The organism is Nocardioides sp. Root240, from assembly GCF_001428825.1.
In the GTDB taxonomy this organism is placed as follows: Bacteria; Actinomycetota; Actinomycetes; order Propionibacteriales; family Nocardioidaceae; genus Nocardioides.
In genome coordinates this window covers 494,737-520,980 of sequence record NZ_LMIT01000002.1, presented here as the reverse complement: position 1 = coordinate 520,980, position 26,244 = coordinate 494,737, and the positions used below count along the sequence as shown (strand labels likewise).

The following is a 26,244-nucleotide window of genomic DNA, read 5'->3' as shown; positions in this document are numbered from 1 at the left end:
GACGCTGGGTCAGGCGCCGTACACGGGCTCCGGAGCCGGCGCCTCCGCGAACAGCTCCCGCAGTGCGGGGCCGACCTTCTCGGCCTCCCACCGGGCGCCGGCGTCGCGCGAGGGACCGTGCGACCACGCGTTCTCGACCGTGATCACGGAGCCGTCGACCTCGATGACCCGGCCGGTCACGTCGCCCGCCTCCTCGGAGGCGAGCCAGGCGACGATCGGCGAGTTGTCCTCGGGCAGCGCCATCGCGGAGGTGTCGAAGGCGCCTTCGGTCATCCGGGTCTTGGCAACCGGAGCGATGGCGTTGACCGTCACCCCGACCCGGCCCAGCTCGGCCGCGGCGACGAGGGTCATCGTGGCGATGCCGCCCTTCGCCGCGGAGTAGACGACCTGGCCGATGGAGCCCTGCAGGCCGGCGCCCGACGTGGTGTTGATGACCCGAGCCGCGCGCTGCCGGCCCTCCTTCGACTCCGCGCGCCAGTAGGCGGCGGCGTGACGCAGCGTGGCGAAGTGGCCCTTGAGGTGCACCCGCACGACCGCGTCGAACTCGTCCTCGGTCGCGTTGACGAGCATCCGGTCGCGAACGAATCCCGCGTTGTTGACCAGGATGTCCAGGCCGCCGAAGGTGTCGATGGCCTGCTGCACCAGCGCGGCGGCCTGCTCGAAGTCCGCGACGTCGGCACCGTTGACCACGGCCTCACCGCCCATCGCCTCGATCTCGGCGACCACGTCGTGCGCGGGCGAATCGGTCTTCTCGCCGTTGTTGGAGACCCCGAAGTCGTTCACGACGACCTTGGCGCCGTGGCGGGCCAGCTCGAGCGCGTGCGCGCGTCCGATGCCACGACCCGCGCCGGTCACGATCGCGACGCGACCCTCGAGAAGCTTGCTCACTGGGACTCTCCTTGGTTGTTCTGGGCGTTCTGGGCGATGTAGAGGAAGACGGGCTGCTCGCCGCCGCCGTGGCAGGCGATCCGCGCCCCGGAGACGTACGACGCCAGGTCGCTCGCCAGGAAGGCGACCACCTGGCCGATCTCGGCGACGTCGGCCATCCGGCCGGCCGGGATGGTCGCCTCGATCGCGGCGACCGTCGCGTCGCCGCCGTAGTGGTCGGCGGTGTCGGGCGTGCGCACCAGGCCCACGTCGATCGCGTTCACCCGCACCCTGGGCCCCCACTCCTGGGCCAGCGAGGTGGTGAGCGAGTCGACGCCGGCCTTCGCCGCGCCGTACGCCGCCGTGCCCGGGGAGGGCCGGACGGCCGACACCGAGGAGATGTTGACGATCGAGCCGCCGCCGGGCTGGTCCTGCATGACCCGGTTGGCGGCCTGGCTGACGAGCAGCGAGGACATCAGGTTGAGCCCGACGATCTTGTCGTGGAAGCGCGCGGACGCGGTGGCGGCGGGCGCGAAGGGCGCTCCCCCGGCGTTGTTGACCACGACGTCGAGCCGGCCGTGGTCGGCGACGATCCCCGCCACGAGGGCCTCCACCGAGGCCGCGTCACGTACGTCGCACAGCCCGTGCGACGCGCCGGCCGGCGGCTCGGCCTCCGACCGGCCACAGGTCACGACCGTGGCGCCGGCGGCGAGCAGGACCTCGGTGATGCCGCGGCCGATGCCGCGGGCACCGCCGGTCACCAGCGCGACGCGCCCGGTCAGGTCCAGTGAGAGAGCCATGGCGGGAGCATACCAAGCAAATGCTTGGTAGGGTGCCTCCATGCCCATCACCAGCGAGCTCCGCGACGACGGGATCCGCCTCGTCACCATGAGCGCTCCCCCGGTCAACGCCCTCACCGTGCAGGGCTGGTTCGACGTCGCCGCCGCCCTCGACGAGGCGAGTGCCGACCTCGCGACGAAGGTCGTGGTCCTGCGCGCCGAGGGCAAGGGCTTCAACGCCGGCGTCGACATCAAGGAGATGCAGAACACCACCGGCTTCGACGCACTGCTCGGGGCCAACAAGGGCTGCTACGCCGCCTTCAAGGCCGTCTACGAGTGCTCGGTCCCGGTGATCGCGGCCGTCAACGGCTTCTGCGTCGGCGGTGGTGTCGGCCTGGTCGGCAACGCCGACTGCGTCGTGGCCAGCGAGGACGCCTACTTCGGCGTCCCCGAGGTCAACCAGGGCGCCCTGGGCGCGGCCACCCACATGGCCCGCCTGGTCCCCCAGCACCTGATGCGCACCCTCTACTTCACCGCCCGCACCATCCCCGCCAAGGACCTCGTCCCGTTCGGGTCGGTGCTCGAGGTGGTGCCGCGCGACGAGCTCGACGAGGCCGCGCTGCGCGTGGCCCGCGACATCGCCGCCAAGGACACCCGGGTGATCCGTGCCGCCAAGGAGGCGCTCAACGGGATCGACCCGATCAACGTCAACAAGTCGTACCGCTGGGAGCAGGGCTTCACCTTCGAGCTCAACCTGATGGGCGTCAGCGACGAGCTGCGCGACGACTTCGCTGGAACCGACAAGGGTGCTTCGAGGCTCGCTGGCGCTCGCACCTCAGCAACCGAGGAGAACTGATGAACAAGCCCCGCGACAAGCAGATGACCATCGACGAGGTGGTCGCCTCGCTCGAGGACGGGATGACGATCGGGATCGGCGGCTGGGGCCCGCGGCGCAAGCCGATGGCTCTGGTGCGTGCGATCCTGCGCTCCGACCTCAAGGACCTCACCATCGTCAGCTGGGGCGGCGCCGACGTCGGTCTGCTCGCCCGTGCGGGCAAGATCCGCCGGCTCGTCTACGCCTTCGTCAGCCTCGACTCGATCCCGCTCGAGCCGAACTTCCAGCGCGCGCGCCAGAACGCCACGATCCCCGAGGTCGTCGAGCTCGACGAGGGCATGTTCCAGACCGGCCTCAAGGCCGCTGCGGAGCGCCTGCCGTTCCTGCCGATGCGCGCCGGGCTGGGCTCCGACGTCCTGGTCAACAACCCATGGATCAAGACCGTCACCAGCCCGTACGACGACGGGGCCGGGCTCGAGGAGCTCGTCGCCGTCCCGGCGCTCAAGCTCGACGTCGCGCTGGTGCACCTCAACCGTGCGGACGTGCACGGCAACGCGACGTACCTCGGTCCGGACCCTTACTTCGACGACCTGTTCGCGATGGCCGCCGACCGGACGTACCTGTCGGTCGAGCAGGTCGTCGACACCGCCGGCCTCACCGTCGACACGCCCGTCCAGCGGGTGCTGCTCAACCGGATGATGGTCACCGGCGTCGTCGAGACGCCGAACGGCGCGCACTTCACCAACTGCGTCCCGGACTACGAGCGCGACGAGCGCTTCCAGAAGGCCTACGCCGCCGCGGCCGGTGGCACCGACGAGGACTGGGCCGCGTTCGAGGAGCGCTTCCTGTCCGGTGACGAGGCGGCCTACCAGGCCGCCGTCCAGGCGTTTGCAGAGGAGCAGGGCAAGTGAGCAACGAGGTCGTCACCCGGGCGGACGTGTGTGCCGCCGCCATCGCCGACGCGTTCAAGGACGACGGCGAGATCTTCGGCAGCCCGATGGGCCTGCTGCCCATGCTGGGCGTCCGGCTGGCCAAGCTCACGAGCAACCCCGACCTGGTCATCTCCGACGGCGAGTCGGTGTTCCTGTCCGGCGTCCCGCCGCTGTTCGCCAAGGGCGACGTCGTCGAGGGCTGGATCCCGTTCCGACGCGTCTTCGACGTGGTCGCCTACGGCAAGCGGCACGTGATGATGGGCGCCACCCAGGTCGACCGCCACGGCAACCAGAACATCTCCGCCATCGGCCCGTTCGCCCAGCCCAAGCGGCAGCTGCTCGGCTCCCGCGGTGCGCCGGGCAACACGGTCAACAACCGGACGTCGTACTGGGTCCCGAAGCACTCCGACCGGGTCTTCGTCGAGCAGGTCGACATCGTCTCCGGCGTCGGCCCCGCCCGGGCGAAGGCGGCCGGCGCAGGCGCCTCCCGCTACAACGACATCCACCGGATCGTCAGCAACCTCGGTGTCTTCGACATGGGCGGCGCCGACGACACGATGCGCCTGGTCTCGGTCCACCCCGGCGTCACGGTCGACGACGTCGTCGCCGCCACCGGCTTCGCCCTCGACATCCCGGCGGATCACTCGCAGGTCGCGACGACCCGCGAGCCGTCGTACGAGGAGCTCGTGATCATCCGCGAGGTGCTCGACCCGAAGGGCCTGCGGTTCAAGGAGGTCCCCCATGAGTGAGCAGCTGATCCGGACGCCGTTCACCGACCTGGTCGGCGTGCCGCACCCGGTCGTGCAGACCGGCATGGGCTGGGTCTCCGGTCCGCGCCTGGTCTCGGGCACGGCCAACGCCGGCGGCCTCGGCATCCTCGCCTCGGCGACCATGACCTTCGCCGAGCTGGAGCAGGCGATCATCGAGGTCAAGGGCCGCACCGACAAGCCGTTCGGCGTCAACCTGCGCGCCGACGCGGGCGACGCGGGCGACCGCTGCCAGCTGCTGATCGACCACGGCGTCAAGGTCGCCTCCTTCGCGCTGGCCCCGAAGCCGGAGCTGATCGCGAAGCTCAAGGAGCACGACATCGTCGTGATGCCCTCGATCGGCGCGGCCAAGCACGCGGTCAAGGTCGCCTCCTGGGGCGCCGATGCCGTGATGATCCAGGGCGGCGAGGGCGGTGGCCACACCGGCGCCGTCCCCACCACGCTGCTGCTGCCGACCGTGCTCGATGCGGTCGACATCCCGGTGATCGCCGCCGGTGGCTTCTTCGACGGCCGTGGTCTCGCCGCCGCCCTGTCCTACGGCGCCGCGGGCGTCGGCATGGGCACCCGTTTCCTGCTCACCCAGGACTCCGCCGTGCCGGACGCGGTCAAGGAGCTGTACCTCTCCAAGGGGCTCACCGACACCGTCGTCACCGCCAAGGTCGACGGCATGCCCCACCGGATGCTGCGCACCGAGCTGGTCGAGTCGCTCGAGGAGACGTCCGCCGTACGCCGCCTCGGGCCGACCGCCCGCCGCACGCTGGAGTTCAAGAAGTCCTCGGGCATGTCGTGGACCGAGCTGCTCAAGGACGGCCGCGCCATGAAGAAGGCGCAGGGCCGCACCCTCGGGCAGATGGCCCTCGCCGCCAACACCCCGACCATGCTGCGCGCCGGGCTCGTCGAGGGCGACACGTCCGCCGGCGTGCTGGCCAGTGGTCAGGTCGTGGGCGTCATCGACGACCTGCCCACCTGCAAGGAGCTGGTGGAGCGGATCGTCGTGCAGGCCGCGGCGGAGCTGCGCCGGGCGTCGGCGTACGTCGTGTGACCGCGCCGGGACGATCAGTCGTCCGCGTGACCGGTGCCGCCGGCCTGCTGCCGACGGCGCTCGTGGAGCCGCTGCTCCGCAGCCGGCAGGAACTCCAGGCACGGCGCGTCACTCGTGGGGTGTTTCTCCCGGAGGTGGAAGATCCAGCGGTCCATGCCCGCCATGAACCCGTTGTCCTCGCCGGGACGGTAGACCGACCACGGCCGGTCGCCCTTGCCGGTGCACTCGACGCACGTGATCTTGTAGACGAACTGGTCCTGCGGGCCGACCTCGATCCGGACCCGCGCCAGCTCGCCGGCCTGGGCGGCGGCCTTGCGCTCCCGGGCAGCACGACTCGCCACCATCACAGCCCCCTGACGTCGTCGGAACGGCGAGCGTACCGACCTGCCGGACCGCTGTGTCGGACCACTCCCCTAGGGTTCATCAGGTGAACGGCCGATGAGCAAGATGGATGCAGTGCGTGCGATGCGTGAGGCTCGCTACGCGGAGGCGCAAGCCCGCGCGGCGACGCCCGGGACCGCGGCGAAGCCTGCCGCCCGCCAGAAGCCGGCACCGGCGAAGGCAGTGCCGGCGAAGGCAGCGCCTGCGAAGGCCGCCAAGGCTCCTGCCCCGCCGGCCGAGTCCCCCGCGGCCGACGAGCTGTGCGGCCACCGCAACATGAGCGGACGCACCTGCACCCGCGAGCGAGGGCACGCCGCGAAGTCGCACCGCTACTCCTGAGCCGACCGGTCACAGCGCGCGCTGGTAGGCCCACTCGCGACCGAGCACGCGGTAGCCGAGCACCTCGTTGACGCCGATCATGTGGTCGTTGGACTCGGCGTTCCACGTCTCGACCGTCTCCAGGGCCGGCTCGGCCTCGGCGAGCCAGGGCAGCATCTCGGTCTTCAGCACCAGCCCGAGACGGTGGCCGCGGTGTGCCCGGGTGACCGAGGTGTCGTGCTGGTGCGCACGCCGCGGGTCGGCGGTCTCGACGGCCACCACGGTCTGCGCCGCCAGCACCCCGGTGGCGCGGTGGCGGGCGACGAGCCGGTACATCCGCTCCCCGCGGCCGGCCGTGGCGACCTCGTAGGCACGCATCCGGTCAGCCGTGAACACCTCGTCCTCGTAGTCGAGGTCGTCCAGCGGGGCGTCGTTGATGGCGGACGCCATCACGGCGAGATCATCGAGACGGTCGTCCGGGGTGGGCACCGGCCAGCGCTCGAGGACGTAGTCGCGGGCGTGGGGCAGGGCGGCGTCGTACTGCTGGGTGAGGGTGGGCCGGTCGACGTCGGCGAGGTACTGGCGACGGTTGATCGCGGCCAGCTTGCGCACGAAGCCGTGCTGCCGGGCGAACGCGTCGCCGGGCTCGGCGTCCCAGCACTCCGCGACGAGGCTGGTCCGCCGGCGGCGGCGCGCCTCGTCGAGCAGCACCTCCAGCAACGCCGTACCGTGGCCGCGGCGGCGGTGCCCCGGGTGCACCTCGACGTGCAGGACGGCGAGATCGAGGTTGTCGTAGTCGCTCGTGCTGATCGAGCCGGCGGCCACGGCCGTACCCGCCACCCGCACCAGGTACGGCGACTCCGGCTCCCCGTCCCAGCCGTGGGCAAGGCGGCCGCGGACCAGCGTGGGCGTGGTCGGGTACGACCAGGGGGCGTCTGCGGCTGCGACGGCGTTGGCGAGCTCGGCCCACGCCGCCACCTCAGCGGCGTCGTCCGGACCGAACGGATGGATGTCCATGCCCCCACCATGCGGATGCGAGAAGCCACGGCGCCACTGGATATCCTTCGTCGGTGAGCGACCAATCGCCTCCGCGGCGGCGGCACCTGATGGACCCCAACGCGCCCCGCAAGGCCCCGGACCCGAAGGACATCGAGCGCCTGGCGCGGGTCCAGCGCCGAGTGATGTCGGTCCTGCTCGTCACCACCGTGCTGCACCTGTCCGCCGGCCTCGTGATCGCGGCCGACCACGTCGCCGCGGACCGGACCGACGCCCGCGTCGGCCTCAGCGTGATCGCCAGCGCCTTCATGATCGGTGGCATCGCGGCAACACTGATCATCAACCACCGGTCGTGGAAGTCGCCCTGGCTGCTCCTCGGGCTGGTGCCCTCCATCGTCGGCATCTGGTGGACGGTGCTCTGAGCCGACCGGCTCACCCCGGCAGGTGCAGGTCCACGAACGGCACCGTGTCGCCGTCGAGCACGTAGCGGTCGTGCTCGACTAAACCCCGCGCCAGCGCGAACGCGAGCCCGTCCTCAGATCCTCGCGGCTCGAGGCGACCGTGACTGCTGGTCGCCGCGGACCCGCGGCGGTGCCGTGGGCGCGACAGGCGTGGCGGACCCGGCGGGCCGGGTGTCCTCGGCGGCCATCTGACGGACGAACGCGAGGTGCTCGGCCAGCTCGGGTCGGGGTGGGTCGACGGCGATCAGGTGGCTCACCGGGAGCCGAAGCGGGTCGAACAGCTCGAGGCTGGTGTGCGACGCGTAGGGCTGGCTGTCGAGCAGGCAGGTCACGGCATCGCCGTCCCGGCCGGTGACGACCGCCCACATCCGCTCGACGTGGGTGACCAGCACCGGCCGGCCGGCGTCGTCGTACGGCGCCCGGCCGTCGCGCGCGACGTCAGCGATGTCGACCAGCTCGAACATCGCACGTACGACGCTGCCCGGCACGATCCCGTCGAGGTCGGCGGCTCTCGGGAGCTCGAAGGTGTCCGGGTGCTCGGCCGCCACCGGACGTGGGTCGAGCAGTCGCCAGCCGCCACCGGCCAGCAGTTCCGAGAGTTCCGAGGGCTCCATGCGCCCATCGAACCACGCACCTCAGGTCTCCCCTCCGCCTGCCGACGTGAAGGGCATGTCGACCTCGCGCCCGGTCACGGTCGCTGCCGAGCTGCACCCGGCGCTGCTCCAGCCCGTCGGGCTCAGGCTGCGGCCGACCACGGGCGACACCCTCGACGTGGAGACCCGCGTCCTCGACGTCGAGCCGTACGGCGACGGTGGAACCACCCTCGTGGTGGCCTGCCCCGACGGGCTCGACCCCGACGAGCACCACTTCGACGCCAGCGTCAGCTGGACCTACCCGCTGGGCCGGATGGAGTGCGCCGTGAGCACCCGCCCGGCGGTCCGGCACTACGGCCGGGTGTGGCTGCTGCGGCCCTCCGCAGCCCCGACCCGACTGCAGCAACGCGCGTTCTTCCGCGCCCGCGTGGCCGTGCCGGTGGCCCTCGTCTGGACGACCGAACCCGCAGAGGACGGACCCGCGGAGGACGAGCCCGAGAAGCACGCCCTCCTCGGCGTCGCCGTCGACCTCAGCGAGGGCGGAGCACTGGCCGCCGCCCAGGGTGACATCCCGCCCGTGGGCGCCGACGTGGAGGCGACCGTGCGCATCGACGGCGACAACCTCGCCCAGCCCGCGCGGGTCGTCCGGCACGTCCAGTTCGCGGGGGGCGGGACCGGCGTCGCGCTCAGCTTCGCCGACCCGACCGCCCACGGCGACCGGATCAGGCGGCTGGTCTTCGAGACCGAGCGTCGCCGCCAGCGCCCGCGTTGATGCGACGCGTCCAGAGAACCGCGATGGATCGTCCCGCGAGGTAGCCGACGGCGTACGTGCCGAGGACGACCAGTGGGAACTGCTCTGCCTGACGGTGGTTCATGACGTCCCCCTTCCCCCGTGTCCCCTCCCATCGGCAGGACGGACCGGGGGCGAAGGGATCGTCAGCCGAGCCGCTCGATGATGGTGACGTTGGCCTGGCCGCCGCCCTCGCACATCGTCTGCAGGCCGTAGCGGCCGCCGGTGCGCTCGAGCTCGTTGAGCATCGTGGTCATCAGGCGGGTGCCCGTCGCGCCGATCGGGTGGCCGAGGGCGATGCCGCCGCCGTTGACGTTGACCTTCTCGTGCGGGGCGCCGGTCTCCTTCATCCACGCCAGCGCGACGGAGGCGAAGGCCTCGTTGCACTCGAACAGGTCGATGTCGTCGATGGCGATGCCCGACCGCTCGACCGCGTGCCTCGTCGCGTTGATCGGGCCGGTGAGCATCCACACCGGGTCGTCACCACGGACCGACAGGTGCACGATCCGGGCGCGAGGCGTGAGCCCGTGGTCCTTCACGGCCTGCTCGGACGCGATCAGCATCGCCGACGACGCGTCGCAGATCTGCGAGGCGACGGCGGCGGTGATCCGGCCGCCGGGACCGAGCGGCTCGAGGCCGGCCATCTTCTCCAGCGAGGTGTCCCGCGGGCACTGGTCGGTGTCGAAGGCGGTGCCGTCCTCGAGCGTGAACGGCACGATCTCGTTGGCGAAGCGCCCCTCGGCGATCGCCGTACGCGCGCGGGTGTGGGACGCCAGCGCGAAGGCCTCCATCTCCTCGCGGGAGATGTCCCACTTCTCGGCGATCATCTCGGCCGAGCGGAACTGGCTGACCTCCTGGTCGCCGTACCGCTTGAGCCAGCCGGGCGACTCGGCGAAGGGCGTGGAGAAGCCGTACTGCTGGCCGACGAGCATCGCGGCCGAGATCGGGATGGCGCTCATGTTCTGCACGCCGCCGGCGACCACGAGGTCCTGGGTGCCGGACAGCACGCCCTGGGCGGCGAAGTGCACGGCCTGCTGCGAGGAGCCGCACTGGCGGTCGATGGTCACGCCGGGGACGTGGTCGGGCAGGCCCGCGACCAGCCAGGCGGTACGGGCGACGTCGCCGGCCTGCGACCCGATGGTGTCGCAGCAGCCGAGGATGACGTCGTCGACGGCCCCGGCGTCGACACCGGTGCGCTCGACGAGGGCGGCCAGCGAGTGGGCGGCCAGGTCGGCCGAGTGGACGCCGGCGAGGGCGCCACCGCGCTTGCCGACCGCGGTGCGGACCGCGTCGATGATGTAGGCCTCAGCCATGGGACTTCCCTTCGTCGATGGCGATCCCGTCGAGCAGGATCCGCACGTACTGGTCGGCGACGGTCGTGTGGCTCAGGCCGCGTCCGGGGCGGTACCACCGGACGGCGACCCACACGGTGTCGCGGATGAAGCGGTAGGTCAGCGTGACGTCGAGGTCCGCGCGCAGCACGCCGGCGCGGACGCCCTCCTCGAGGAGGCTCACCCAGACCTGCCGGGACTGCGCGTTGCGGTCGGCGAGGTAGCCGAACCGCTCGAACGAGCCGAGGTGGTCGGCGTCGTTCTGGAAGATCGCGACCTCGTGCGGGTGCTGGTCGATCGCCTCGAAGGAGACCCGGACGGCCCGCTCCAGCTTGGTGCGGGCGTCGTCGCCGCTGGCGAGGATCTCGTCGTACTTGCCGAAGAGCTCCTCCTGGAACGGGATCAGGATCTCGTCGACCATCGACTCCTTGGAGTCGAAGTGGTGGTAGAGGCTGCCCGACAGGATGCCTGCGGCATCCGCGATGTCGCGCACCGTCGTGTTGCGGAATCCCTTCTCGGCGAACTGCTCGGCCGCGATCGCGAGCAGCTGCTCGCGGCGACTGGGCGTGCCGCCCTCAGGCGTGCTGGCTGCTGACACTGATCACCTCACCGGTCAGGTACGACGAGTAGTCGCTCGCGAGGAACACCATCACGTTCGCAACCTCCCACGGCGCGGCGGCGCGGCCAAAAGCCTCGCGCTGCTTGAGCTCCACCAGCAGCTCGGGCGAGGTGACCTTCTCGAGGAAGGGATGCATCGCCAGGCTCGGCGAGACCGCGTTGACGCGGATGCCGTGCGGGGCGAGGTCGAGCGCCGAGCAACGGGTCAGCGCCATGACCCCGGCCTTGGCCGCGGCGTAGTGGGCCTGGCCCTCCTGCGCACGCCAGCCGATGACGGAGGCGTTGTTGATGATCACGCCCTTCCTGCCCGCCGCGACGAAGCGCTGGCCGGCGGCACGGGTGGCGCGCATGGTGCCGGTGAGGGTGATGTCGATGACCCGGTTCCAGGTCTCGTCGGTGACCTCGAGGATTGAGTCGGTGCCACCCAGGCCGGCGTTGTTGATCATGATGTCGACGCCACCGAACTCCTCCGCCGCGTCGAGGAGGGCGGTGATGTCCTCCTCCTTGGTGACGTTGCAGACCAGCTGGCGCACGCGGTCGGCGCCGAACTCGGCGGCCAGCGCCTCCTCGGCCTCGGCGAGGCGACGCTCGTGGGTGTCGCTGAAGACGACCGCCTTCGCTCCCTCCTCCAGCACTCGTCGTACGACGGCCGCGCCGATGCCGGCACCCGCGGCGGCGGTGACCACGACGACCTTGCCCGCCAGCAGGTCGTGGCCGGGGACGTAGTCGGGGGTGGGCTGCTCGGGTCGCATCGCCGTCATGGGTTCAGGCACCTCTCGGTTCACGGGGAAGGCCGAGCACACGCTCGGCGAGGATGTTCTTCTGGACCTCGTCGCTGCCGCCGTAGAGGGTGTCGGCGCGCGAGAAGAGGAAGAGCCGCTGGTGGTCGTCGAGGTCGTAGCCCCCGGTCGGCCGGGCCAGCAGCCCGTCGGCGCCGGCGACGTCCATCGCCACCTCGCCGAGGTCGCGGTGCCAGTTGGCCCACGCCAGCTTGAAGATCGAGCCCGCACCGTTGCCCGCTGCGGAGTCCTGGCCGCCCTCGACGAGGGCGAGCGAGCGGAGCGCGAAGCTGCGGATCACGGCCAGCTCCGACTTCATCCGGGCCAGCCGGTCGCGGACGACCGGGTCGTCGATCGAGCCGTTGGCCTTCGCCCGGTCGATCACGGTGTCGAGCTCGCGGGCGAAGCCGACGGTCTGGCCGAGCGTCGACACGCCGCGCTCGAAGCCGAGCAGGCCCATCGCCACGCCCCAGCCGCGGCCGGGCTCGCCCACGACGAGGTCGCCCGCCGTACGGGCGCCGGTGAAGAAGACCTCGTTGAACTCCGAGCCGCCGGTCAGCTGCTCGATCGGCCGGACCTCGACGCCCTCCTGGTCGAGCGGGACCAGGAGGAAGGACAGGCCGTGATGGCGGGTCGAGCCCGCTTCGGTGCGGGCGACGACGAAGCACCAGTCGGACAGGTGCGCGAGCGAGGTCCACACCTTCTGCCCGTCGATCACCCACTCGCCCGTGCTCTCGTCGCGCCGCGCGCGGGTCTGCACGTTGGCGAGGTCGGAGCCGGCGTTCGGCTCGGAGTAGCCCTGCGCCCACAGCTCGCGGACGGCGACGATCTCCGGCAGGAAGCGGGCCTTCTGCTCCTCGGTGCCGAACGCGATCAGGGTCGGGCCGAGCAGCTGCTCGCCGAGGTGGTTGACGCCGGCAGGCGCGTCGGCCCGCGCGTACTCCTCGTGGAAGATCACCTGCTGCCACAGCGAGAGCCCGCGGCCACCGTGCTCGGTCGGCCAGCCGACGGCCGTCCAACCGTGCTCAGCGAGGTGGCGGTTCCACGCCAGCCGCTCGTCGTGCGCCTCGTGCTCGCGCCCCGGGCCGCCGAGGCCGCGCAGCGCGGCCCACTCGCCGGTCAGGTGATCGGCCAGCCAGGTGCGCACCTCCTCACGGAAGGCGCGGTCGTCGGCACTCTCGGTCAGGTCCACCCCGGGAGCATACCAAGCAAATGCTTGTTCGGTCAGCCGCGTCGTCCGGTGACCACGACCTCCGACTCCGGTACGTCGTGCCCGGCGTCGCACCGCAGGGCCACGTGGACCGGAGCCCCGCACTCGGCGTGGCTGAGCGCGACGTGGCTGCGGTCGTCGGGCAGGTGGGTGCGCCCCCACTCGAGCAGGCCCGCCAGGATCGGCGCGAGCGCCGCGCCGGACTCGGTCAGCACGTACTCCTGACGCGTGCGCTGGCCGGGCTCGCGGTAGGGCTGCTTGGCCAGCACGCCCGCGGCGACGAGCTCCCGCAGCCGCTGCGCGGCCACTGCGTCGGTCACGCCGACCCGTCGCACGAGCTGCTCGAACCGACGCGCGCCGTAGAAGACCTCGCGCAGCAGCAGCATCGACGTCCGGTTGCCGAGCAGTCCCATCGCGCGATCGATCGGGCAGGCCGCGCCCAGCGGGACGTCGCCCCGCCGCGCCAGTCCCCCGGCCACTTGCATGCTCATGCCCACCACCCTAGCGATCTGACTTGCCATTTCCATAGTCAGGGTCCTACGGTCTGGCTATGTCCACACAAAGCCAGACCCCCCGTGTCGGGCTGGTCACCGCACTGCTGACCGGCGCGACCTTCCTCGCCGGCCTCGACCTGTTCATCGTCAACGTGGCCTTCGACGACATCGGGCGCGACTTCGCCGCCGACGGCACGCCGCCGACGCTCGGCCAGCTCAGCTGGATCCTCAACGGCTATGCCGTGGTCTTCGCAGCCCTCCTCATCCCGATGGGCCGGCTGACCGACCGCTACGGGCGCAGGACCGGCTTCGTCGCCGGCGTGGTGGTCTTCGCCGCGGCGAGCCTGGCCTGCGGGTTCGCGGACGACGTGTGGACGCTGGTCGCGTTCCGGGTGCTCCAGGCCGTCGGCGCCGCAGCCATGACCCCCGCGAGCCTCGGCCTCCTGCTCGGCGCCCTGCCGCCGGAGAAGCGAGCCGCGGGCGCCCGGCTCTGGGCCCTGGCGAGCGCCGTCGCCGCTGCTCTCGGCCCGGCAGCCGGTGGCGTCCTGGTGCAGGTCTCGTGGCACTGGGCGTTCTGGATCAACGTCCCGATCGGCGCGGCCCTCGCGCTCGCCTCGCTGCGCTTCGTGCCGGACGTGCGTCACAATGAGGGGGCACCTCACCCCGATCTGGCGGGGGCGGCCCTGATCGCCGGAGGAATCGGTGCACTCATCCTCGGACTGGTCCAGGGCAACGACTGGGGATGGACCTCGCCCGGCGTGCTCGGCTCGTTCGCCGCCGCCGTGCTCCTCGTGAGCGGCTTCGTCGCCGTGAGCGCGCGACACACCGCGCCCGTCATCGACCCCGCGCTGCTGCGCATCCGCCCGGTCCGCTGGGCGAACCTCGCCGCCCTGGCCTTCAACACCGCGTTCGGCTCGTCCCTGCTGCTCGGGATCCTGTGGATGCAGAACGCCTGGGACTACTCGGCCCTGCGCACCGGGCTCGCCGTCGCAGCAGGTCCGGTGATGGTGCCGGTCGCCTCCCTCCTCGCGGCCCGACTGCTGCCGAGGGTCCGGCCGGGTCGCCTCATCGCGGCAGGCAGCATCGCCTTCGGCGTCGCCGCGCTCTGGCAGTCGATGGTCATCTCGACCGACCCGTCGTACCTCACCACCTTCCTGCCGGGCTGGTTGCTCGGCGGAGTGGGGGTCGGCCTCGCGATGCCGAACCTGGTCGCGGCCGCCACGTCCGCCCTGCCGCCCGAGCAGGCCTCGACCGGCTCCGGCCTCTCGAGCATGGCCCGCCAGGTGGGCCTGGCGTTGGGCGTCAGCATCCTCGTCGGCCTGCTGGGCAGCGGTCCGCTCACGCTGGACGACGTGCGCTCGGGCTGGGTGTTCATCGCCATCGCCTCCGGAATCGCGGCGCTCGTCGCGGTGGCCATCGAGGGCGTCCGTGCGCCGGCCCGCGCGATCGTGCCGGAGCCCGTCGCCTGACAGCGGAGGGCGAACCAAGCAAATGCTTGGTAGGGTGTGGCCATGGACACGATTCCCGCCGTCCTGCGCGACGCCGCCCAGCGGTACGGCGACCGACCGGCCTACGTCGAGAACGACCAGGTCCTCACCTTCGCCGACCTGCTCGACCGGGTCGAGCGGACCGCCTCCGCCTACCGCGACGCCGGCGTGCGCCGCGGCGACCGGATCGTCCTGTGGGCGCCCAACAGCACCGCCTGGGTGATCGCCGCGCTCGCCGTGTCGTGGTCGGGCGCGACGCTGGTGCCCGCCAACACCCGCTACCTCGGGGCCGAGGTCGCCGAGATCGTCGAGCGCGTCGGCGCCGCACTGGTCGTCGTCGAGGACGGCTTCCTGGGCCGCCACCAGATCGACGAGCTGCGCGCCGAGGGCGTGTCCCGCTCCGTGGTCACGCTGGCGTCGGTGACTGCCGCGGACCTGCCGTCGGGTGCGCCCTTCGACGACGAGGTCGGCCCGGACGACGTCGCGGACATCCTCTTCACCTCCGGTACGACGGGCCGCCCCAAGGGCGCCATGAGCGCCCACCGCCAGACGGTCGGCGTCGCGCGTGCCTGGGGCGAGCTCGGCGGGGTCACCGCCGCGGACCGCTACCTCGTGGTGAACCCGTTCTTCCACTCCTTCGGCTACAAGGTCGGCATCGTCACCGGACTGACCACGGGCGCGACGCTCTACCCGTTGGCCACCTTCGACCTCGAGCGCACGATGGACCTCATCGAGTCCGAGCGGATCAGCGTGCTGCCCGGTGCGCCGGCCGTCTACCAGTCGCTGCTGACCGCACCCGGCCGCGAGGAGCGCGACCTGTCGAGCCTGCGGCTCGCGGTGACCGGCGCGGCCGTCGTCCCCGTGGTGCTGATCGAGCGGATGCGCGAGGAGCTCGGCATCGACCAGGTCGTCACCGCGTTCGGCATGACCGAGGCGGTCGTGGTGACCATGGCGCGCAACGGCGACGACGCCGAGCTGGTCGCGACCACCTGCGGCCGCGCGATCCCGGGCATGGAGACCCGCATCGACGCTGCGTCCCCGGGTGAAGCCGGCGAGCTGCTGGTGCGCGGCGAGTTCGTGATGCTCGGCTACCTCGACGACCCGGCGGCCACCGCCGAGGCGATCGACGCCGACGGCTGGCTGCACACCGGTGACGTCGGCGTGCTCGACGGGGCCGGCAACCTGCGGATCACCGACCGGCTCAAGGACATGTACATCTCCGGCGGCTTCAACGTGTACCCCGCCGAGGTCGAGCAGGTGCTGATGCGGCTCGACGGTGTCGACGACGTCGCCGTGGTCGGCGTACCCGACGAGCGGATGGGCGAGGTCGGCAAGGCGTACGTCGTGGGCTCGGCCCCGGCCGAGGAGGTCCTCGCCTTCGCCAGGACCCGCCTCGCGAACTTCAAGGTGCCGCGCTTCGTCGAGTCGATCGACGTGCTGCCGCGCAACCTGTCCGGCAAGGTGCTCAAGACCGAGTTGAGGAAGAACTGACGTGGACCTGGAACTGAGCAACTCCGAGCTGGCCTTCCAGGCCGAGGCCCGCGCCTGGCTCGCGGAGAACGTCCCGGCCGAGCCGCTGCCGTCGCTCGACACCCCCGAGGGCTTCGAGCTGCACCGGCAGTGGGAGGCGAAGCTGTCCGCCGCCCGCTGGTCGGTCGTGTCCTGGCCCGAGGAGTACCACGGCCGCGCGGCGTCGCTGGTCGAGTGGATCATCTTCGAGGAGGAGTACTACCGCGCCGGCGCGCCGCTGCGGGTCGGCCAGAACGGCATCTTCCTGCTCTCCCCCATCCTCTTCGAGCACGGCACCCAGGAGCAGCAGGACCGGTTCCTGCCGTCGATGGCGACCGGCGACAAGGTCTGGGCGCAGTGCTGGAGCGAGCCCGAGGCAGGCTCCGACCTCGCCTCGCTGAAGTCGACGGCCCGGCGTGACGACGACCGCGGCGGCTGGGTCCTCAACGGCCAGAAGATCTGGTGCTCGCGCGCCGCGCTCGCCCACTGGGGCTTCGGGCTGTTCCGTAGCGACCCGGAGGCGCTGAAGCACGCCGGCCTGACGTACTTTCTCTTCCCGCTCGACGCCGACGGCGTCACGGTCCGGCCGATCGCACAGCTCGACGGCGAGGCCGGCTTCGCGGAGGTCTTCTTCGACGACGTCTTCGTGCCCGACGCCGACGTGCTCGGCGCGCCGGGCGACGGCTGGCGGGTCGCGATGAGCACCGCCGGCAACGAGCGCGGACTGTCGCTGCGCTCCCCCGGCCGGTTCACCGCCGCCGCCGATCGCCTCCTGGCGCTGTACGACGAGACGCCCGAGGGCCCGAACCGCACCGCGGCGACCGACGGCGTCGTCGACGCGTGGATCAAGGCCGAGGCCTACCGCCTCTACACGTGGGGCACCGTCTCCCGGCTCAAGGACGGCGGTGACATCGGCGCGGCCGGTTCGGTCAACAAGGTGTGGTGGAGCGAGCTCGACGTCGCCCTGCACGAGACCGCCCTCGACCTCCTCGGCCCTGATGCCGAGCTCGAGTCGACCTGGCTCGACGGCTACACCTTCTCGCTGTCCGGCCCCATCTACGCCGGCACCAACGAGATCCAGCGCAACATCATCGCGGAGCGCATCCTGGGCCTCCCGCGCGAACCGAAGGGACTGCAGCGTTGAGGTTCGAGCTCACCACCGACCAGCGGGACTTCGCGGCCTCGCTGGAGTCCCTCCTCGCCGCCGCCGACACCGTCGCCGCAGCCCGCGCCTGGGCCGACGGCGACCACGACGCCGGACTCAAGCTCTGGCAGCGGCTCGCCGAGCAGGGCGTCACCATGCTGGCCACCGAGGCCACCCCGGTCGAGGTCTGCATCGCGTTCGAGGCGCTCGGCCGCCACGCCGTCCCCGGCCCGTGGGTCGAGTCGGCGGCCTACCTCCCCGTCGCGCTCGGCCGCGAGGTCGAGGGCATCGGCACCGTCGCCGCGCCCCGCGCCCTGGACGCCGACATCGCGGACGAGGTGTACGTCGCGGTCGACAGCGCCCTGCACACGGCGACCGCTGGAGCTGCGTACGTGTCGGTCGACCGCAGCCGCCACCTGTTCGACGTCACCCCGGGTGGGACCGTCGAGCACGGCGACCTCGCGGCGGCGTACGACCTCGCGGTGCTGGCCACCGCCGCCCAGCTCCTCGGAGCGGGCGAGCGGGTGCTCGCCGACGCGGTCACCTACGTCAAGCAGCGCAAGCAGTTCGGTCGCGAGATCGGCTCCTACCAGGCGATCAAGCACCACCTGGCCGACGTGCGCATCGCGCTCGACTTCGCCCGTCCGCTCGTGTTCGGCGCCGCCCTCGACCCGACCCCCCGGTCGGTCTCGGCGGCGAAGGTCGCCTGCGCGGACGCGGCGTACCTCGCCTCCCGCACCGGGCTCCAGGTCCACGGTGCGATCGGCTACACGCAGGAGTTCGACCTCAGCGTCTGGATCACCAGGATCCGCGCGCTGGTCACCGCCTGGGGCACGCCGGCCGAGCACCGCGCCCGCATTCTCTCGACGCTGGTGGGTGCCTGATGGAGTTCGCCCTCAGCGAGGAGCAGGCCGAGCTGGCCGCCACCGTCCGGAGCCTGCTCGAGAAGCGGGCCGACTCGGCCGCCGTCCGCGCCGCGTCGACCTCGGCGTCCGGCCACGACGTGGCCCTCTGGGCCACGCTCTGCGAGCAGATCGGGGTGGCGGCGCTCGCCGTCCCCGAGGAGTACGACGGCGTCGGCGCCACCTTCTTCGAGACCGCCGTGGTCCTCGAGGAGCTCGGCCGCTCGCTGGCGCCCTCGCCCCTGCTCGCGACCACGATCGCCACCCACGCCCTCCTGGCCGGCGGCACCGAGGAGGCCAAGCGGCACCTGCTCCCCCGCATCGCCGCGGGCGAGGTGGCGACCCTGGTGACCGGAGCGGCACCCGTCCTCGACGGCGACCGCGCGTCGATCGTGCTCGCGGTGCTCGGCGACGAGCTGGTCGAGGTCCACGACGCCCCCGCGACGTGGGTCGAGTCGATGGACCAGTCGGTGCGGCTGGCGCAGCTGGACCTCGCCGTCGCGACCACCTCCCCGCTCGGCGACGGCACCGCCGCGGGCGCCCGGGCCGAGCTGGTCGGCGCCGCGTCCGTGGCCGCCCTCGCGGTCGGCCTCGCCGACCGCGCGCTGCAGATGACCGTGGCCTACAGCAAGGAGCGGGTGCAGTTCGGGCGGGCCATCGGTTCCTTCCAGGCGCTCAAGCACCGGATGGCCGACGTGTTCGCCCGCACCGAGCTGGCGCGGTCGGCGAGCTGGGCGGCGTCCTACGCACTGGCCGAGGGTGCCGACGACGCGGACTTCCTGACTCGCGCCGCAGCGTCGTACGCGATCGAGACGGCTCAGCTGGCCGCGAGCGAGTGCGTGCAGCTGCACGGCGGCATCGCCATCACCTGGGAGCACGACGCGCACCTGGTGTTCAAGCGCGCCCACGCCCTGGGGCAATTGTTCGGCGCACCGCACCGACACCGGGCAGCCGTAGCGCTCTGAGGCCGCGACGCGGCGGCTCCGGCTCGTCCTGCTCCGGCCGCACCACGTGGTCGAAGGCGTCCTCGCCCTGCAGCGCGGCAGCGATGGCGGGCGCCGCCATCCGGACGACCTCGTCGACCGGCGCGGACGCGAGCGGCTCGATCTTGAGCACGTAGCGCGTCATGGCGAGCCCGATCAGCTGCGAGGCGACGAGCTCGGCCTTCATCGCCGACATCGCGCGCCGCTCCAGCACGGGCTGGAAGCGCGGGTTCAGCACGGCCTTGTTGATCCAGCCGTAGAGGCGCGGAGCACCCGGCCCCATCCGCGTGGACTGGCGGACCATCTGCAGCATCCGCTGGCGCGTGCGCGGGTGCTCGCAGAGCAGCAGGAAGCGCCGCAGCAGGCGGATCGCGAAGTCTTCGGTGGGGTCGAGGCTGTGCATGTCGGGGTCGATGCTGCCCCAGGTCGGGCCCCGGGCGTCAGCTCGTGGGGCCGGTGCAGCCCGTGTTGTCCACCACAGCGGCACTGCGCTGCGCGGGCAGCGGGCACACGTTGATCCGCACCCGGACCACGACCTGGCGCCCGGCGGCGTTGCGGACGCGGTACCAGCGGTAGCCGACCCGGACGAGCCGCTGAGACACCGCCACGGTGCCCGAGGCGCTCGCCCATCGCGTCGCTACCCGCGTCCACGGACCGCGTGCCGATCGGCGGCTCGCGTCGATGGCGACCCAGCGCCTCGCCGCCGAGCGGATCCGCAGCACCACCAGCTGGCCGCGGCCGATGACCGAGTGGTTGGGCGTGACCGACAGACCGGTCACGGCCCGCGTCGGGCTGGTCGACGTGGTGGTCGACGTGGTGGTGGAGCTGCTCGCCACGGTCCGGGCATTGAGCCGGGCGTCCGCGAGGAGGGTCCGGATCGAGTCGCCGATCGGGTACGCCAGCACGTACGCCGGCCCGGTCGTCGTCCGCCGCGAGGTGACGGCCCAGATGTAGCCGACGTTCGAGCCGACCATCCCGACGAACCACGGTCCGCCCGACGCACCGCCGGTCATCGGGCAGCTCAGGAAGGCGTCGCCGTTGGCGTCGAGCTCGGTCGTCGTGCCGTGGCAGCGCTTGACCGTCATGCCGTCGTACGGCGTCTCGGCCGGCCAGCCCCAGACGTTGATGTCGGCCTGCTCCGCAGGGAAGTTCCAGGCGACACCGTTGCCGCCCACGACGTCGACGAGGTTGCGGCCGTTGCGCGGCGCCACCTCGATCAGCGCCTGGTCGAACTCGAAGGCGTCGCACTCGCTGATCCACTGCTGGTGCGTCACCGCGCGCGTGCCGACCCACTGGCCGTCGGGGGCGGAGCCGTTGGCGTAGCGCGGGACGAAGAGGAAGTTCGTGTAGTAGCGGCCCTTGCTGCAGCCCAGCAGGTTCGGCACGCCACCGCTGTTGGCGCAGTGGCCGGCGGTGATGACGACATTCTTCTGGGCCGTGTTGAGCGCGGCGGCCGAGCAGACCGCGTTGCCCTGGGCCGTGGTGAAGAACAGCTTGCCCACCGACCGCGGCGCGGTCAGCGTCGCTGCCCGTGCCCGGGTCGTCCCGGTCGCGGGACCGCTGCCCGCGATCGCGTCCCCGTCGGCGTCCAGGTCCATCGGTACGGCCGAACGCATCCGCGCCGGCGTCCAGTAGTCGGCCACCCCGTCGGTCGAGAGGAGCGCGGACGCCGCAGAGGCCGTGGCCGCGCGCTCCGGGAGCGCCCCGCTTGCGTCCGCGAGCTGCGGCGCGACGAGCAGCAGCGACGCCACCAGTCCCACGCCCGACAGCGCCGCCCAGCAGCGCACCACAGACTTCCTCATCCGGACGATCCCCCCGATCTTCGTGCCGTGCCGTCCCAGCCGCAACGATCCGGCAGGGGTGGTGGCTACGGCGACCGGGTCAGCCGTCGGTGGTGCGGTAGCGCCCCTTGAAGAAGAGCAGCGGCTCCGTCACCGCGGCCTCGGGGCCGTGCTGCTCGAGGTGCTCGACCTTGCCGACGACGATGAAGTGGTCGCCGCCCTCGTAGACCGCGTGGATCGTGCAGTCGAGGTGGGCCAGGGTGCCGTCGATGACGGGCGAGCCGGTGGCCGCGGCCGGCGTCCAGGAGATGCCGGCGAACTTGTCGGCACCCTTGGTCGCCATCTGGGCCGAGACGTGCTCCTGGTCGGCGGCGAGGACGTTGATGCAGAACCGGCCGGCGCGCTGGATCATCGGCCAGGCGCGCGAGGTCCGGGCCGGGATGAACGTGACCAGCGGCGGGTCGAGCGACACGCTCGCGAAGGACTGGCAGGTCATGCCGACCGGCTCGTCGCCGCTCATCGTCGTGATGACGGTGATGCCCGAGCCGAAGCAGCCGAGGACGTCGCGGAACCGGCGCGCGGCGGCCTGCGCGGCGGGGTCGTCGTGGACGACCACCTCCTCGCCCGGTCGCAGCTCGAAGTCGACCTCGGCGTCCCCGAGCCACGACTGGATCAGCTCGGGGTGCGGCCAGGTCTCCCGGGCGTCGGAGCTGATGCCCTCGGGGATCGCGTCCTGGTTGTCTGCCACGGTGTCCACGCTAACGGCCTGCTCAGTGCCCACCGAAGACGTGGCCCCAGTACGAGACCGCCGTCGACTCGCGCGCCACCCAGCGGCTGTCGTCGACGGTCATGCCCTCGGTGCCGAACTCGACGTCGAAGCCACCGGGCGACCTCACGTAGAACGAGATCATCTCGTCGTTCATGTGGCGGCCGAGGGTCGCCGACAGCGGGGCACCGTGCTTGCGGACCCGCTCCAGCGCGCGGCCGACGTGGTCGAGCTTGTCGACCTCGAGCATGACGTGCACGCACTTGCTCGGGTTCGGCATCGGCAGGAACGCCAGCGAGTGGTGGCGCGGGTTGACGCCGAGGAAGCGCAGCCACACCTTGCTGCCCGGCTCCTTGCCGACGAACTCGCCGGGCATGCTCATCGAGTCGCGCAGCCGGAAGCCGAGCACCTCGGTGTAGAACCGCAGCGCCTCGACGTCGTCGAGCACCGGGACCACGATGTGGCCGAGGCCCTGGTCGCCGGTGACGAACGTGGCGGCGTACGGCGTGACGACGGGTCGCGCCTCGTAGGTGATCCCGTGGTACAGCTCGAAGACGTTGTCCCACGGGTCGCGGAAGCGGACCAGCTCCTGGACGCGGCGCTCGTCGAGCTCCTCCCGGGTGCCCTCCTCGAACTCGACGCCCGCCTTCTGAAGGTGCTCGCGGGCGGCCTGCAGCGCCTGGTGGTCGGCGACCTCCCAGCCGGTGCAGTCGAGCTGGTCGACGTCGGAGGGGAAGACCACGATGCGCGCGGACACCTCGTCGACGCGCCAGTACTGGTGGGCCGGGTTCGGCCCGCGCCCCTCGGCGAGGCCGAGCACCTTGCCGGCGAACTGCTTCCAGGCGTCGAGGTCGGTGCTCGCCACCCGGATGTAGCCCATGGAGCGGATGTCGATGGTCACGAACGGGTCCTTTCGACGTGACGGGCCAGGAACGCCGTGCAGATCTCGGCGAACTCGTCGGCCGCCTCGATCTGGGCCCAGTGGCCGCAGTTCGGGAACACGTGCAGCTGCGCCTTCGGGATCTGCTTGAGGGCGACGAGCGCACCGTCGAGCGGGTTGACCCGGTCCTCGCGACCCCACGTGAGCAGGGTGTGCTTGCGCAGGCGGTGCGCCTCGCGCCAGAGCATGCCGTCCTCGGCCCACTCGGGGTTCCAGAAGGACGCGCCCATCGAGCGCATCGCCTCCAGCGATCCCGGGGCGGTGGCGTCGGCGAAGCGCTCCTCGACGAGCTCGTCGGTCACGAGCGCCTGGTTGACGACCATCGTCGAGATGAACGCCCGCAGTGCCTCGCGGCTGGGGTTCATGCTGAAGTCCATCAGCCGCTTGACGCCCTCGGTGGGGTCGGCGTGGAACAGGTTGGTCGACAGGCCGCCCGGACCCATCAGGACCAGCCGGCCGACCCGGTCGGGGTACTCGAGGGCGAAGCGGGTCGCCGTACCTCCTCCGAGGGAGTTGCCGAGCAGGTGGACGCGCTCGATCTGCAGCTCGTCGAGCAGCTGGACGAGGTACGACGCCGAGTGCCGGAAGTAGTTGGCGCCGACCTCGGGCTTGTCGGACTGCCCGAAGCCGGGCTGGTCGACGAGCAGGGTCCGGAAGCTCGCCGCGAACTTCGGCAGCGCCGAGCCGAAGTTGCTCCACGCCGAGGCGCCGGGCCCGCCGCCGTGCAGCAGCACGAACGGGAGCCCGCCGCCGACCTGCGAGCCGCCCTCAGGGCCGGCCTCGTAGTAGTTCAGCGTGATGTCGCCGGCCTTCGCCGAGCGCCGGGTCGCCTCCTTGGAGAAGGCAGCGTTGTCAGCGGTCACGGTCAGTACATCCCCGGGTCGACCTTGTGGCCGAACTGCTGGCCGCCGTACATCTGCAGCGCGCGCTCGGGGTCGTTGGCGGCGTGCACGCGCCCCGCGTGCGCGTCGCGCCAGGCACGCTGGAGGTAGGTGCCCTCCGCGAGCGCACGGCCGCCGGACGCCTCGAACAGCGCGTCGATGGCCTCGATCGAGCGGGCGGTGCCGAGCACCTGGTCGCGACGCACCCGCAGGCGCAGCTCGAGCGGGATCTGCTCGCCCTTGGCGACGTGGGCCTGCTCCTCGCGGATGTTGTTCATCAGCAGTGCCCACGCGGCGTCGATCTCCGACGACGCCCGCGCGATGCGGACCGCGGCGAACGGGTCGAGCGACGCCTTCTCGCCGAGGTAGGCGGCACGGACGCGCTTCTGCTGCATCTCGACGTGCTCGGCGTACGCGCCCTTCGCCATGCCGATGATCGGCGTGGCGATCGTCGAGGTGAAGATCGAGTGGAACGGCAGCTTGTAGAGGTCGCTGGTGTTGACCGCCTGGCCCGGGCCGCGGCACGCGCCGGTCTCCCCCATCGAGAGCGTGAACGCCTCGGGGATGAAGGTCTCCTCCACGACGATGTCGTTGGAGCCGGTGCCGCGCAGTCCGACGACGTTCCAGACGTCGACCACCTGGTACTTCTCCCGCGGGACCATGAACGTGCGGAAGTCGACGACCTGGCCCTCCTCGTTGAACACCAGGCCGCCGAGCAGCACCCACGCGCAGTGGTCGCTGCCGGAGGAGAAGCTCCACTTGCCGGAGAGCTTGAAGCCGCCGTCGGTGATGACCGCCTTGCCCGTCGGGGCGTACGACGACGAGAGGCGCACGCTCTGGTCGTCACCCCACACGGCCTGCTGCGCCTCGTCGGCGAACAGCGCGACCTGCCACGGGTGCACACCCACGACGCTGGACACCCATCCGGTCGAGCCGTCGGCCGAGGCGATGTCGCGCACGGCGGTGTAGAACGCGATCGGGTCGGCCTCGAGGCCGCCGTACCGCTTCGGCTGCAGGAGGCGGAAGAAGCCGGTCTCCTCCAGCTCCTTGATCGACGCGTCAGGGATGACCCGGAGGCGGTCGCCCTCCTCGGCCCGCTCACGGAAGGTGGGGAGCAGGTCGCGGACGCCGTCGAGAACGGCAGTGACCTCGGGAGAGAAGTCGTCGTGCATGTGCGCTCCTAGTCAGAAGTACGAATGCAGGAATACTAGAACACGTTCTCGTTTTGGTCTACGCGACCCTCCCGGTGAGTGCGACACGGCGTGGTCGGATCTCTCCGGCGGCGCAACCGGTCCATGGATCCCTGCGCCTGAACGATGTGCAACGCTCTACCCATGTCGCGAGACGACAACGACAGTGACGTGTTCTCCTTCGTGTTGTCGCCCGGCGAGGACGAACCCCTCCACGTGGGTTTCGAGCCGGTCGGCCCCGAGTACGAGATTCGTCAGGGTGACCACCTGAGGATCAGAGTCACCGACTCTCCGCCCGAAGACCCCGTCGAGGTGACAGGCGGCAAGAACTGGGTGACGGTCTGGTCGGCGCCGAGCGCGAGGATTCAGGCCACGAACGCCAAAGGCGAGGTATTGCTCTTCCTGATCCAGTGATCGCGCGACAGGAGATCATTTGATGGCGTGGACATGGTGGCGCCGTGGCCCTGATCGGCCGTGGCGACGCTTGACCGGAACCGTGCCTGCGACCGTTGCGGCGGTACTGGCTTCTGGCGACTTCCGCGGCCCGTGGTGCGAGGCTTGCTACCCTCCACGAACCGATCTCGACGCAGGCCGCGACGGCCATCCCCCTTGCCCTGCGTGCAAGGCCAGCACCGTCGAGTGAGTCGATGACCACCCGAGCGCGCCTCCCTCCTCCTCAGCCTGATCGCCCGAGAGAGCGCAGGTAGCGCCGTCGGTACAGCCGCTGCGCCACCAGCGCACCGGGGAAGGCGATCCGCCAGCCGCCTCGGGCCGGCCGGGCCAACGACCGCAGCGTCAGCCACACCTCACCGTGGGCCGAGCGGTGCACGACGAACGCCTCCTCCCCGGAGACCGGATGACCGGGACGGGTCCCGTAGGCGAAACCACGACGGGTCGGCTCGTCGACCACCGCGACCACCCGGACCGGCTCGCGCAGGCGGAGCGGCCCCAGCACCGCGACCAACGTGCGGTCCTGGCCCGCCGTGACACGGAGGCTCTCGTGCGGTCCCGCAACCACCTCGAACCCGCTGCGGGTCTTGACGCCCCACTCCATCAGGGCCGCCGATGCTTCCTGCCAGACGTCCTCGCCCCGGCCGATGGACACGGTGCGCTCGAACCGGCGGTAGCCCGGCGGCGCGGCATCCCAACGCTCGTCGGCGACGCGGGTCGCCCCGACCGCGGAATAGCTGAGCGCGTCGTCCATGACAGGGATCATCGCCGACCGTTGCCGTCAGCTGTGGAGAACGGGCTTCGGTCGGGTGTTTGTGTCGGGGCCGGGTGATCCACTACGGGTATGGCCAACTCGGGGCTCATGGACCACGACACGCTGACGGACATGTCCGCCAGCGATCTCCTCGCGTTCGTCGAGACCCAACACACCATCCGACTCGACGCCGAGCGCACGATCCTCCGCGCGGCGTACCAATGGGCCAGGCTGCACCCCGGCGACTCCTACGCCGCCGCCGCG

General features: G+C 71.6%; 30 protein-coding genes. 13 read left to right on the top strand and 17 right to left on the bottom strand.

Translation table 11 applies throughout. The features are described from left to right. Nucleotides 1-9: 9 nt before the first annotated feature. The gene (locus ASE20_RS05525; protein ID WP_056893511.1) at nucleotides 10-888 is read right to left on the bottom strand and encodes an SDR family oxidoreductase; all 879 of its coding nucleotides are present in this window, start codon (nucleotides 886-888) and stop codon (nucleotides 10-12) included. Then, nucleotides 885-1,667: an SDR family oxidoreductase gene (locus ASE20_RS05520; RefSeq protein ID WP_056893510.1), complete on the bottom strand. Its 783-nt coding sequence runs from the start codon at nucleotides 1,665-1,667 to the stop codon at nucleotides 885-887. The genes ASE20_RS05525 and ASE20_RS05520 overlap by 4 nt, the downstream gene beginning before the upstream one ends. A gap of 40 nt (nucleotides 1,668-1,707) precedes the next feature. On the opposite strand from ASE20_RS05520, the gene ASE20_RS05515 reads away from it, so the two are divergent. Genes ASE20_RS05515 through ASE20_RS05500 form a run of 4 tightly spaced genes read left to right on the top strand, consistent with a single transcriptional unit; the run spans nucleotide 1,708 to nucleotide 5,222 of the window. Next, on the top strand, nucleotides 1,708-2,502 hold the full coding sequence (locus ASE20_RS05515) for an enoyl-CoA hydratase family protein (RefSeq protein WP_056893509.1): 795 nt from the start codon (nucleotides 1,708-1,710) through the stop codon (nucleotides 2,500-2,502). Then, a complete protein-coding gene (locus tag ASE20_RS05510; protein ID WP_056893508.1) occupies nucleotides 2,502-3,392 on the top strand; it encodes a CoA transferase subunit A in 891 nt (296 codons plus the stop codon). Before ASE20_RS05515 ends, ASE20_RS05510 begins: the two co-directional genes overlap by 1 nt. Further along, a complete protein-coding gene (locus ASE20_RS05505; RefSeq protein ID WP_056893507.1) occupies nucleotides 3,389-4,162 on the top strand; it encodes a CoA-transferase subunit beta in 774 nt (257 codons plus the stop codon). Before ASE20_RS05510 ends, ASE20_RS05505 begins: the two co-directional genes overlap by 4 nt. After that, nucleotides 4,155-5,222, top strand: coding sequence for an NAD(P)H-dependent flavin oxidoreductase (locus tag ASE20_RS05500; RefSeq protein ID WP_056893506.1), 1,068 nt, complete (start codon nucleotides 4,155-4,157; stop codon nucleotides 5,220-5,222). Before ASE20_RS05505 ends, ASE20_RS05500 begins: the two co-directional genes overlap by 8 nt. Before the next feature lie 14 nt (nucleotides 5,223-5,236). On the opposite strand, the gene ASE20_RS05495 is transcribed toward ASE20_RS05500, so the two are convergent. Continuing rightward, complete coding sequence (locus ASE20_RS05495; protein WP_056893505.1) at nucleotides 5,237-5,566, bottom strand: hypothetical protein; 330 nt, start codon at nucleotides 5,564-5,566, stop codon at nucleotides 5,237-5,239. 94 nt (nucleotides 5,567-5,660) lie between these two features. Between ASE20_RS05495 and ASE20_RS05490 the strand changes: the two genes are divergently transcribed. Beyond that, nucleotides 5,661-5,942, top strand: a complete 282-nt coding sequence (locus ASE20_RS05490; protein WP_056893504.1) for a hypothetical protein — start codon at nucleotides 5,661-5,663, stop codon at nucleotides 5,940-5,942. Between the two features lie 9 nt (nucleotides 5,943-5,951). On the opposite strand, the gene ASE20_RS05485 is transcribed toward ASE20_RS05490, so the two are convergent. After that, entirely contained in the window at nucleotides 5,952-6,938 is a 987-nt protein-coding gene (locus tag ASE20_RS05485) for a GNAT family N-acetyltransferase (RefSeq protein WP_056893503.1), read from the bottom strand. Nucleotides 6,939-6,991: 53 nt separating this feature from the next. Here ASE20_RS05485 and ASE20_RS05480 point away from each other — a divergent pair, with 53 nt between their 5' ends. Then, entirely contained in the window at nucleotides 6,992-7,339 is a 348-nt protein-coding gene (locus tag ASE20_RS05480) for a hypothetical protein (RefSeq protein ID WP_157538606.1), read from the top strand. Between the two features lie 113 nt (nucleotides 7,340-7,452). On the opposite strand, the gene ASE20_RS24630 is transcribed toward ASE20_RS05480, so the two are convergent. Beyond that, on the bottom strand, nucleotides 7,453-7,992 hold the full coding sequence (locus ASE20_RS24630; protein ID WP_056893501.1) for a hypothetical protein: 540 nt from the start codon (nucleotides 7,990-7,992) through the stop codon (nucleotides 7,453-7,455). A gap of 55 nt (nucleotides 7,993-8,047) precedes the next feature. Here ASE20_RS24630 and ASE20_RS05470 point away from each other — a divergent pair, with 55 nt between their 5' ends. After that, complete coding sequence (locus ASE20_RS05470) at nucleotides 8,048-8,743, top strand: PilZ domain-containing protein (protein ID WP_056893500.1); 696 nt, start codon at nucleotides 8,048-8,050, stop codon at nucleotides 8,741-8,743. Between the two features lie 164 nt (nucleotides 8,744-8,907). Here the strand turns inward: ASE20_RS05470 and ASE20_RS05465 are convergent, their stop codons facing one another. The 5 genes from ASE20_RS05465 to ASE20_RS05445 are packed head-to-tail and all read right to left on the bottom strand — an operon-like array spanning nucleotide 8,908 to nucleotide 13,190. Continuing rightward, complete coding sequence (locus tag ASE20_RS05465) at nucleotides 8,908-10,074, bottom strand: acetyl-CoA C-acetyltransferase (RefSeq protein ID WP_056893499.1); 1,167 nt, start codon at nucleotides 10,072-10,074, stop codon at nucleotides 8,908-8,910. Beyond that, nucleotides 10,067-10,690 (bottom strand): TetR/AcrR family transcriptional regulator, encoded by a 624-nt coding sequence (locus ASE20_RS05460; RefSeq protein ID WP_056893498.1) that lies wholly within the window; start codon nucleotides 10,688-10,690, stop codon nucleotides 10,067-10,069. The genes ASE20_RS05465 and ASE20_RS05460 overlap by 8 nt, the downstream gene beginning before the upstream one ends. Further along, complete coding sequence (locus ASE20_RS05455) at nucleotides 10,668-11,471, bottom strand: SDR family oxidoreductase (protein ID WP_056893497.1); 804 nt, start codon at nucleotides 11,469-11,471, stop codon at nucleotides 10,668-10,670. Before ASE20_RS05455 ends, ASE20_RS05460 begins: the two co-directional genes overlap by 23 nt. Nucleotides 11,472-11,475: 4 nt before the next feature. Beyond that, entirely contained in the window at nucleotides 11,476-12,681 is a 1,206-nt protein-coding gene (locus ASE20_RS05450) for an acyl-CoA dehydrogenase family protein (protein WP_056893496.1), read from the bottom strand. Nucleotides 12,682-12,713: 32 nt separating this feature from the next. After that, complete coding sequence (locus ASE20_RS05445) at nucleotides 12,714-13,190, bottom strand: winged helix-turn-helix transcriptional regulator (RefSeq protein ID WP_056893495.1); 477 nt, start codon at nucleotides 13,188-13,190, stop codon at nucleotides 12,714-12,716. A 59-nt stretch (nucleotides 13,191-13,249) separates the two neighbouring features. Between ASE20_RS05445 and ASE20_RS05440 the strand changes: the two genes are divergently transcribed. The 5 genes from ASE20_RS05440 to ASE20_RS05420 are packed head-to-tail and all read left to right on the top strand — an operon-like array spanning nucleotide 13,250 to nucleotide 19,200. Next, nucleotides 13,250-14,662, top strand: coding sequence for an MFS transporter (locus tag ASE20_RS05440; protein WP_056893494.1), 1,413 nt, complete (start codon nucleotides 13,250-13,252; stop codon nucleotides 14,660-14,662). A 42-nt stretch (nucleotides 14,663-14,704) separates the two neighbouring features. Continuing rightward, the gene (locus ASE20_RS05435; RefSeq protein ID WP_056893493.1) at nucleotides 14,705-16,171 is read left to right on the top strand and encodes a FadD3 family acyl-CoA ligase; all 1,467 of its coding nucleotides are present in this window, start codon (nucleotides 14,705-14,707) and stop codon (nucleotides 16,169-16,171) included. A 1-nt stretch (nucleotide 16,172) separates the two neighbouring features. Continuing rightward, entirely contained in the window at nucleotides 16,173-17,333 is a 1,161-nt protein-coding gene (locus tag ASE20_RS05430; protein WP_056893492.1) for an acyl-CoA dehydrogenase family protein, read from the top strand. Further along, nucleotides 17,330-18,217, top strand: coding sequence for an acyl-CoA dehydrogenase family protein (locus tag ASE20_RS05425; protein ID WP_056893491.1), 888 nt, complete (start codon nucleotides 17,330-17,332; stop codon nucleotides 18,215-18,217). The genes ASE20_RS05430 and ASE20_RS05425 overlap by 4 nt, the downstream gene beginning before the upstream one ends. Further along, nucleotides 18,217-19,200: an acyl-CoA dehydrogenase family protein gene (locus tag ASE20_RS05420; RefSeq protein ID WP_056893490.1), complete on the top strand. Its 984-nt coding sequence runs from the start codon at nucleotides 18,217-18,219 to the stop codon at nucleotides 19,198-19,200. Before ASE20_RS05425 ends, ASE20_RS05420 begins: the two co-directional genes overlap by 1 nt. Here the strand turns inward: ASE20_RS05420 and ASE20_RS05415 are convergent. From ASE20_RS05415 to hsaA, 6 genes are all read right to left on the bottom strand, one after another. Then, nucleotides 19,130-19,621 carry a hypothetical protein gene (locus ASE20_RS05415; RefSeq protein ID WP_056893489.1) on the bottom strand — a complete coding sequence of 164 codons (492 nt, stop codon included), beginning with the start codon at nucleotides 19,619-19,621 and terminating at the stop codon, nucleotides 19,130-19,132. The genes ASE20_RS05420 and ASE20_RS05415 overlap by 71 nt on opposite strands. A 37-nt stretch (nucleotides 19,622-19,658) precedes the next feature. After that, on the bottom strand, nucleotides 19,659-21,020 hold the full coding sequence (locus tag ASE20_RS05410) for a trypsin-like serine peptidase (protein WP_157538605.1): 1,362 nt from the start codon (nucleotides 21,018-21,020) through the stop codon (nucleotides 19,659-19,661). Between the two features lie 79 nt (nucleotides 21,021-21,099). Next, entirely contained in the window at nucleotides 21,100-21,747 is a 648-nt protein-coding gene (locus ASE20_RS05405) for a flavin reductase family protein (RefSeq protein ID WP_225869177.1), read from the bottom strand. Between the two features lie 22 nt (nucleotides 21,748-21,769). Beyond that, a complete protein-coding gene (hsaC, locus tag ASE20_RS05400; RefSeq protein ID WP_157538604.1) occupies nucleotides 21,770-22,666 on the bottom strand; it encodes an iron-dependent extradiol dioxygenase HsaC in 897 nt (298 codons plus the stop codon). Next, nucleotides 22,663-23,568, bottom strand: coding sequence for a 4,5:9,10-diseco-3-hydroxy-5,9,17-trioxoandrosta-1(10),2-diene-4-oate hydrolase (gene hsaD / locus ASE20_RS05395; RefSeq protein ID WP_056893487.1), 906 nt, complete (start codon nucleotides 23,566-23,568; stop codon nucleotides 22,663-22,665). Before hsaD ends, hsaC begins: the two co-directional genes overlap by 4 nt. 2 nt (nucleotides 23,569-23,570) lie before the next feature. Beyond that, nucleotides 23,571-24,758, bottom strand: coding sequence for a 3-hydroxy-9,10-secoandrosta-1,3,5(10)-triene-9,17-dione monooxygenase oxygenase subunit (gene hsaA / locus ASE20_RS05390; RefSeq protein ID WP_056893486.1), 1,188 nt, complete (start codon nucleotides 24,756-24,758; stop codon nucleotides 23,571-23,573). A gap of 162 nt (nucleotides 24,759-24,920) precedes the next feature. Here hsaA and ASE20_RS05385 point away from each other — a divergent pair, with 162 nt between their 5' ends. Continuing rightward, nucleotides 24,921-25,190 (top strand): hypothetical protein, encoded by a 270-nt coding sequence (locus tag ASE20_RS05385; protein WP_056893485.1) that lies wholly within the window; start codon nucleotides 24,921-24,923, stop codon nucleotides 25,188-25,190. Nucleotides 25,191-25,452: 262 nt separating this feature from the next. On the opposite strand, the gene ASE20_RS05380 is transcribed toward ASE20_RS05385, so the two are convergent. Then, the gene (locus ASE20_RS05380) at nucleotides 25,453-25,980 is read right to left on the bottom strand and encodes a DUF1990 family protein (protein WP_056893484.1); all 528 of its coding nucleotides are present in this window, start codon (nucleotides 25,978-25,980) and stop codon (nucleotides 25,453-25,455) included. Between the last annotated feature and the right edge of the window lie 264 nt (nucleotides 25,981-26,244).

Bases quoted from the DNA above. Each gene is read 5' to 3' on its own strand.
- ASE20_RS05520 (WP_056893510.1), bottom strand. From the start codon at position 1,667: ATGGCTCTCTCACTGGACCTGACCGGGCGCGTCGCGCTGGTGACCGGC.
- ASE20_RS05515 (WP_056893509.1), top strand. From the start codon at position 1,708: ATGCCCATCACCAGCGAGCTCCGCGACGACGGGATCCGCCTCGTCACC.
- ASE20_RS05510 (WP_056893508.1), top strand. From the start codon at position 2,502: ATGAACAAGCCCCGCGACAAGCAGATGACCATCGACGAGGTGGTCGCC.
- ASE20_RS05500 (WP_056893506.1), top strand. From the start codon at position 4,155: ATGAGTGAGCAGCTGATCCGGACGCCGTTCACCGACCTGGTCGGCGTG.
- ASE20_RS05495 (WP_056893505.1), bottom strand. From the start codon at position 5,566: ATGGTGGCGAGTCGTGCTGCCCGGGAGCGCAAGGCCGCCGCCCAGGCC.
- ASE20_RS05490 (WP_056893504.1), top strand. From the start codon at position 5,661: ATGAGCAAGATGGATGCAGTGCGTGCGATGCGTGAGGCTCGCTACGCG.
- ASE20_RS05485 (WP_056893503.1), bottom strand. From the start codon at position 6,938: ATGGACATCCATCCGTTCGGTCCGGACGACGCCGCTGAGGTGGCGGCG.
- ASE20_RS24630 (WP_056893501.1), bottom strand. From the start codon at position 7,992: ATGGAGCCCTCGGAACTCTCGGAACTGCTGGCCGGTGGCGGCTGGCGA.
- ASE20_RS05470 (WP_056893500.1), top strand. From the start codon at position 8,048: ATGTCGACCTCGCGCCCGGTCACGGTCGCTGCCGAGCTGCACCCGGCG.
- ASE20_RS05465 (WP_056893499.1), bottom strand. From the start codon at position 10,074: ATGGCTGAGGCCTACATCATCGACGCGGTCCGCACCGCGGTCGGCAAG.
- ASE20_RS05455 (WP_056893497.1), bottom strand. From the start codon at position 11,471: ATGACGGCGATGCGACCCGAGCAGCCCACCCCCGACTACGTCCCCGGC.
- ASE20_RS05445 (WP_056893495.1), bottom strand. From the start codon at position 13,190: ATGAGCATGCAAGTGGCCGGGGGACTGGCGCGGCGGGGCGACGTCCCG.
- ASE20_RS05440 (WP_056893494.1), top strand. From the start codon at position 13,250: ATGTCCACACAAAGCCAGACCCCCCGTGTCGGGCTGGTCACCGCACTG.
- ASE20_RS05435 (WP_056893493.1), top strand. From the start codon at position 14,705: ATGGACACGATTCCCGCCGTCCTGCGCGACGCCGCCCAGCGGTACGGC.
- ASE20_RS05420 (WP_056893490.1), top strand. From the start codon at position 18,217: ATGGAGTTCGCCCTCAGCGAGGAGCAGGCCGAGCTGGCCGCCACCGTC.
- ASE20_RS05415 (WP_056893489.1), bottom strand. From the start codon at position 19,621: ATGCACAGCCTCGACCCCACCGAAGACTTCGCGATCCGCCTGCTGCGG.
- ASE20_RS05410 (WP_157538605.1), bottom strand. From the start codon at position 21,020: ATGAGGAAGTCTGTGGTGCGCTGCTGGGCGGCGCTGTCGGGCGTGGGA.
- hsaA (WP_056893486.1), bottom strand. From the start codon at position 24,758: ATGCACGACGACTTCTCTCCCGAGGTCACTGCCGTTCTCGACGGCGTC.
- ASE20_RS05385 (WP_056893485.1), top strand. From the start codon at position 24,921: ATGTCGCGAGACGACAACGACAGTGACGTGTTCTCCTTCGTGTTGTCG.
- ASE20_RS05380 (WP_056893484.1), bottom strand. From the start codon at position 25,980: ATGGACGACGCGCTCAGCTATTCCGCGGTCGGGGCGACCCGCGTCGCC.